The organism is Mycolicibacterium vaccae NBRC 14118 = CIP 105934 (assembly GCF_001552715.1).
GTDB classification, from domain to species: Bacteria; Actinomycetota; Actinomycetes; order Mycobacteriales; family Mycobacteriaceae; genus Mycobacterium; species Mycobacterium vaccae.
On record NZ_BCRS01000253.1, the window covers coordinates 1 to 5,259 of the forward strand.

The 5,259-nt window shown below is 69.4% G+C and carries 6 protein-coding genes; 3 read left to right on the top strand and 3 right to left on the bottom strand.

The window, feature by feature from the left end:
• Nucleotides 1–257, bottom strand: a 257-nt coding sequence (locus MVA01S_RS28425) for a hypothetical protein (RefSeq protein WP_159426367.1), incomplete at its 3' end; no start/stop codon positions are given.
• A 90-nt stretch (nt 258–347) separates the two neighbouring features.
• Nucleotides 348–839: a DUF427 domain-containing protein gene (locus MVA01S_RS28430; RefSeq protein ID WP_003933286.1), complete on the bottom strand. Its 492-nt coding sequence runs from the start codon at nt 837–839 to the stop codon at nt 348–350.
• Nucleotides 840–857: 18 nt separating this feature from the next.
• Here MVA01S_RS28430 and MVA01S_RS28435 point away from each other — a divergent pair, with 18 nt between their 5' ends.
• Complete coding sequence (locus tag MVA01S_RS28435; protein WP_003933285.1) at nt 858–2,306, top strand: peptide MFS transporter; 1,449 nt, start codon at nt 858–860, stop codon at nt 2,304–2,306.
• A gap of 5 nt (nt 2,307–2,311) precedes the next feature.
• Here the strand turns inward: MVA01S_RS28435 and MVA01S_RS28440 are convergent, their stop codons facing one another.
• A complete protein-coding gene (locus MVA01S_RS28440; RefSeq protein WP_174539007.1) occupies nt 2,312–3,934 on the bottom strand; it encodes an alkaline phosphatase D family protein in 1,623 nt (540 codons plus the stop codon).
• 69 nt (nt 3,935–4,003) lie between these two features.
• Here MVA01S_RS28440 and MVA01S_RS28445 point away from each other — a divergent pair, with 69 nt between their 5' ends.
• Together MVA01S_RS28445 and MVA01S_RS28450 are read left to right on the top strand one after the other, a co-directional pair.
• Nucleotides 4,004–4,663: a TetR/AcrR family transcriptional regulator gene (locus MVA01S_RS28445; protein ID WP_003933283.1), complete on the top strand. Its 660-nt coding sequence runs from the start codon at nt 4,004–4,006 to the stop codon at nt 4,661–4,663.
• A gap of 46 nt (nt 4,664–4,709) precedes the next feature.
• A partial coding sequence (locus MVA01S_RS28450) for a molybdopterin-dependent oxidoreductase (RefSeq protein ID WP_159426368.1) occupies nt 4,710–5,259 on the top strand: 550 nt, incomplete at its 3' end.

A 5,259-nucleotide genomic window follows, 5' to 3' on the forward strand; every position in this document is an offset into this window, starting at 1 on the left:
GCGGGTGGATCGCCCGCGACGTCGACGGTGACCGCTCCGGGGGCGTGCGCGGCCCGCAACTGACCGATGAACTCCAGTGCGGCCCTGACGTCCTCGGCCTCGGGTGTGGTCGGTGCGGTGCCCGCGGCGAACGCCACGGGGCGCACGACCTGCACGCTGCTCATCGTCGCCGGCAGCACCGACGGGGTGAAGGCGACCGCCGACCCGGTCAACGCGACGACGCCGACGGCCAGCGCCGCGCGTGCTGAAGCGGTCATGCAGATCCCCCTTGATGCCCTACGTCATGATCAAAATACGCGCTCGCCGTGCCGTTCACGACCGATTTGTCGCGGGGTGTCCGGGAGCCGTCACCAGCCCCAGGAGCCCGGCACGCCTTTGAACGGTCCGGCGACCCGGCTGGTGATCCAGCCGCCGTAGAAACCGCCGGGCTGCGGGGTGACGGTCTCACCGTCGACGGTGCAGCGGTCCACCAGTGCGGGCATCACGGCGACGGCCCCGGCCAGGGCGGCGAACGGGCGCGTCGGCCGCAGATACGTCCAGGCGGCCCGCGCGGCTGTCGCCGCCGGCGTCACCAGGTCGAAGTACGTCGCCTGGCCTTTCCACTCGCACCACGACGAGCCCGCCGCCGGCCGCAGGACCCCGTCGACGAAGGAGTCGGCGGGCAGGTAATAGGTGGGTGGATGGCTGGTTTCCAGCACCCGCCACGCCCGCTCGGTCGCGGCAACGGTCTGACCTCCCAGTTCCACCGTGATCGACCCGCGGAACTCCTCCAGCCGGGGCGGCCGCGGGTAGTCCCACACGGATTCCTGTCCGGGTTCGGGATTGTCGGGAACGGGCACAAGGCCGAGAGTAGCGATATGACCACCCGCGAGCGGGCCGCGTCCCGCACCATCTTCGGTCACCCGATCGGGCTGACCAATCTGTTCGGCGTGGAACTCTGGGAGCGGTTCTCGTTCTACGGCATGCTCACGATCCTCGGGTACTACCTCTACTACTCGGTGACCGACGGCGGTCTGGGGTTGCCGCAGAGCACCGCCACCGGCATCGTCGGCGCCTACGGCGGGCTGGTGTACCTGTCGACTGTGCTGGGCGGCTGGGTCGCCGACCGCATCCTCGGGATGGAACGCACGGTGTTCTACGGCGGCGTGGTGGTGATGTTCGGCCATATCGCGCTGGCGGTCCTGCCCGGGCTGTCCGGTGTGGGCGTCGGCCTGGTGCTGGTCGGGCTGGGGTCGGGCGCGCTGAAGGCGAACGCGTCCTCGCTGCTGGGCACGCTCTACCGCAAGGGCGACGCCCGCGCCGACGGCGGGTTCACGCTGTTCTATCTCGGGATCAACCTCGGCGCGTTCGTCGGACCACTCGTCACCGGGCTGCTCCAGACGCGGGTCGGTTTCCACTACGGGTTCGGCGCGGCGGCCGTGGGCATGGCCTTCGGCCTGATCCAGTACGTGGTGTTCCGGCGCAACCTCGGGGAGCATGGGCGCGAGGTGTCGAATCCGTTGGCGCGCAAGGCTTTGGGTAAGACCATCGCGGTGTTCGCGGTCGTGCTGGTGGTGGCCGCGGCGGCGATGGTGCTGAAGCTGGTCACGCTGGCCAACCTGTCGCAGGTCACCACCGGGGTCATCGTGGCCGCCTCGATCGCGTACTTCGTGGTGATTCTGCGCAGCGACACGGTGGACGCCGAGGAACGGATGCGGGTCCGCGCCTTCATTCCGCTGTTCGTCGCTAACGCGGTGTTCTGGTCGCTGTTCCAGCAGATCTTCACGGTGCTCGCGGTGTACTCCGACGAGCGGATGAACTGGTCGATCTTCGGCTGGACCGCGCCGTCGAACTGGATCGGCTCGATCGAACCGGTCTGGATCATCGTGTTGTCGCCGGTGTTCGCCGCGATCTGGACCCGGCTCGGCAACCGGGCCGCCACCACACCGCGCAAGTTCGCCTACGGCGTCATCGGCATGGGTCTGGCATTCCTGTGTTTCGTGCCGCTCGCCGCGCTCGACAGGGTGCCCGCCCTGTTGGTGATGGCCGTGCTGGGAGGATTCGCGGTGTCGGAACTGATGCTGTCACCGATCGGGCTGTCGGTGACCACCAAGCTCGCGCCGACGGCGTTCCGGGCGCAGATGATGGCGCTGTACTTCTTCTCCGTCGGCATCGGCACGTCGATGTCGGGCGTGCTGGCCGGCTACTACGACCCGTCCCGCGAGGCGGCCTACTTCGGCATCCTCGGCGCGGTGGCGGTCGCTGCGGGCGTGGTGGTGTTCCTGATCTCGCCGTGGATCAGCCGGCGGATGGAAGGCGTGCACTGATGCCGTCAGTCGGTGAGCTCCACGGTGGTGACCTTGGCCAGCTCGCCGTCGACGCCCGGTTGCTCGAAGACGACGTGCGCGGCGCGCTGCAGGCACTCGAGGCTGGCGATGGTGTTGCCGAACAGCGGGCCGCTCAGGTTGCGCCACGACATCGGCAGCTCCGGGGAGCCGGACTGCCGGGCCCACCGCCGGGTCAGCCGGGCGGCCCGCGGCGACCATGCCAGCTTGAACGCCGGTCTCACCGGTGCGGGAACGAAATTGTGCACCGGTGAGCACACCAGCTGATGCACCCGGGATGCGGTGACGCCGGGGAAGTCGGCGCGGGCGGCGTAGCTGTGGTGGACGTCGCCGGAGAGCACCGACACCGTCGCGGGACCCTTTGACTGGTGCGACGCGGCGTTGCAGATCAGCTCGGACAGCCGCAGGAACGACTGCAGGAACGCCGGCCAGTGCTCGAGATCGGCGGTCTGCCTGATCTTCTCGGCCAGCTCGCCGCGCAGGCCTGTGCGGTTGGCGGCGGCCTCGTTGATCATCTGCAGATCCCCGAGCGCCGGCGGCAGCAGCCAGGGCAGCGAGGTCCCGATCAGCAGATGGTCCAGACCTGCCAGGCCGTCCTCGACCTGCTCTTCGAGCCAGCGGAACTCCTTGTCGCCCAGCATTTTCCGGTCGCCGCTGTCGAGGATCCGGGCGTTGCGGGAATCCACCATGATCAGCCGGCTGCGGCCCAGGTCCCAGCGGAAGCTGAACCGCAAACCCTTGTCGCCGTCGACCTCGCTGTCGGCCCGGTCGGCAAGGTCCGCCAGGTATGACCAGCAGTCGCCGTCGATCTGAGCCAACTTCTGGTAGTCCTCGTCGACCGCGAGCTGCTCGGGGCTGAGGTTCCCGATGTGCTGGTACACCCAGTAGGACGCCAGGCCGGCGCGGATCCGGTCCCGCCACCAGGGCTTGCGGTTGACCTCGCGGCGCCACGCGCCCGAGGTGTTCCAGTCGTCCCGGATGTCGTGGTCGTCGAAGATCATCGCAGTCGGCAGGGTCGACATGATCCAGCGGATCTCCGGGTCCCCCCAGGTGTGCCGGTACAGGCCCTCGTACTCGCCGAAGGTGACGACCTCGTCGGGTGGGCGCTTGCTGTTGCGGCGACGTCCGGCCAGATTGCGCCGGGCGTCGGGGGTGAGTTCGTCGGCGTAGACCTGATCGCCGAGAAGGAGTAGCGCGTCCGGCCACTCGTCGGCGTCCAGCGCGGTCAGCCGGTGCGCGTAGCAGTCCAGGGCGTCCAGGCCGAGCTTCTTGTCCATCTTGGGATCGCCGGTCTTGGGGTAGCGGCACGACCCGAAGACCACCCGCAACCGGTCGGCGCTGCCGGGTCCCCGGGTGCGGATGATGCTCGGTGGGAACTGCGAGTCCGGCTCCGGCCACACCTTCACGCCGTCGACGCGGACCTCGTACTCGAACGTGGAATCAGGGGTCAGGCCGTGCACCGGGACCAGCGCGTAATGGAAGCCCTGGACCTCGAAGGTGCGCGTCGAGCAGCCGAGGACCTCCACCTCGGCCGGGGCGTCGGTCTGCACCCACACCTGGGCTGTCGTGTCGCCGACGTGCCGCAGCACTGGGCCGAGAACCAGAGTCACCGACACAGCTTAGGGGTGTCACGCAGCCGGCTCGGCCGAATGTGTCCGCGGTATCGCTACGCTGGGCCGATGGTCGATACCGCGGCTCGCCGCCGGGGCCCGCGCGGCGACGTGGACACCCGCGGGCTGATCCTCGACACCGCGGAGTCGATGTTCGGCCGGTCCTCGATCGGTTCGGTGTCGCTGCGCGCCGTCGCCCGGGAAGCCGGCGTCGCCAACCGCTCGGTGATGTACCACTTTCCGGCCAAGCGTGACCTGATCGCCGCTGTCGCCTACCGCCGCTCGGAACTCATCACCCCGGCGATCGCCGGCAACCTGACCGCGCTCGTCGCCTCCACGTCGCCAGTGGGTGTCCGCGACGTCGTCGAGGCGCTGCTCACCCCGCACCTGCAGCTGCTGCGGACCGAGCCCGGCCACGGGCTGTCGTGGTTGAAGGTGATGACCCAGCTCGCGCTCGACGACGACCCGATCTGGCGCGAGGCGCTCGACGGCGACCCCGGCCTGCCGGAGTTGTTCGTCGCCGCGGCCGGCCGGGCGATCCCCGGTCTGCACACCAAGCAGGTCCGACAACGCGCCGCGCTGGCGATGTACTCGATGATCGCCGCACTGGCCAGCGCTGATCTACCCGCCTACCTGCGCCCGCTCGGGCCGGACGGGCTGGACGAGGACTGGGTCGAGCAGCTGATCGAGTTCACCTGCGGCGGGTTGCGCGGCAGCGGGAAATCCTGACCCGAAACCCGGTCCGGAATTTATCCGACCGCATTAATCTGATCCGATGGCGGTCGAGCAACGCATCACCTATTGCCGGATCTGCGAGGCGCTGTGCGGCCTGGTCGCCACCGTCGAGGACGGTCGGCTGCAGTCGCTGCGGCCCGATCCGGACAACCCGATGTCGCGCGGCCGGGCCTGTCCGAAGGGGATCGCGTTCACCGACGTCCAGAACGACCCCGACCGGGTGCTGACCCCGCTGAAGCGCCGCGCGGACGGCACCTTCGAGGCGGTCGGCTGGGACGCGGCGCTCGACGACATCGCCGCCCGGCTCGGCCGCATCGTCGCCGCCCACGGTGGCGGCGCGGTCGGACAGTACTTCGGCAACCCGATCGCGTTCGGGTACGCCAGCGGCATCTGGTCCGGACTCTTCCTGACCCGGCTCGGCGGACACCACCAGTACTCCTCGGGGTCCCAGGACATCAACTCCCGGTTCGTCGCGAGCAAACTTCTGTACGGGGCGGCCAGCCAGATCCCTTTCCCGGACCTGACCCGCACCGACTTCCTGTTCATGCTCGGCGCGAACCCGCTGGTGTCGCACGGCAGCGCCGTGCGCA

Excerpts from the sequence above, each read along its gene's own strand:
- MVA01S_RS28435 (WP_003933285.1), top strand. The coding sequence starts at position 858 with ATGACCACCCGCGAGCGGGCCGCGTCCCGCACCATCTTCGGTCACCCG.
- MVA01S_RS28445 (WP_003933283.1), top strand. The coding sequence starts at position 4,004 with ATGGTCGATACCGCGGCTCGCCGCCGGGGCCCGCGCGGCGACGTGGAC.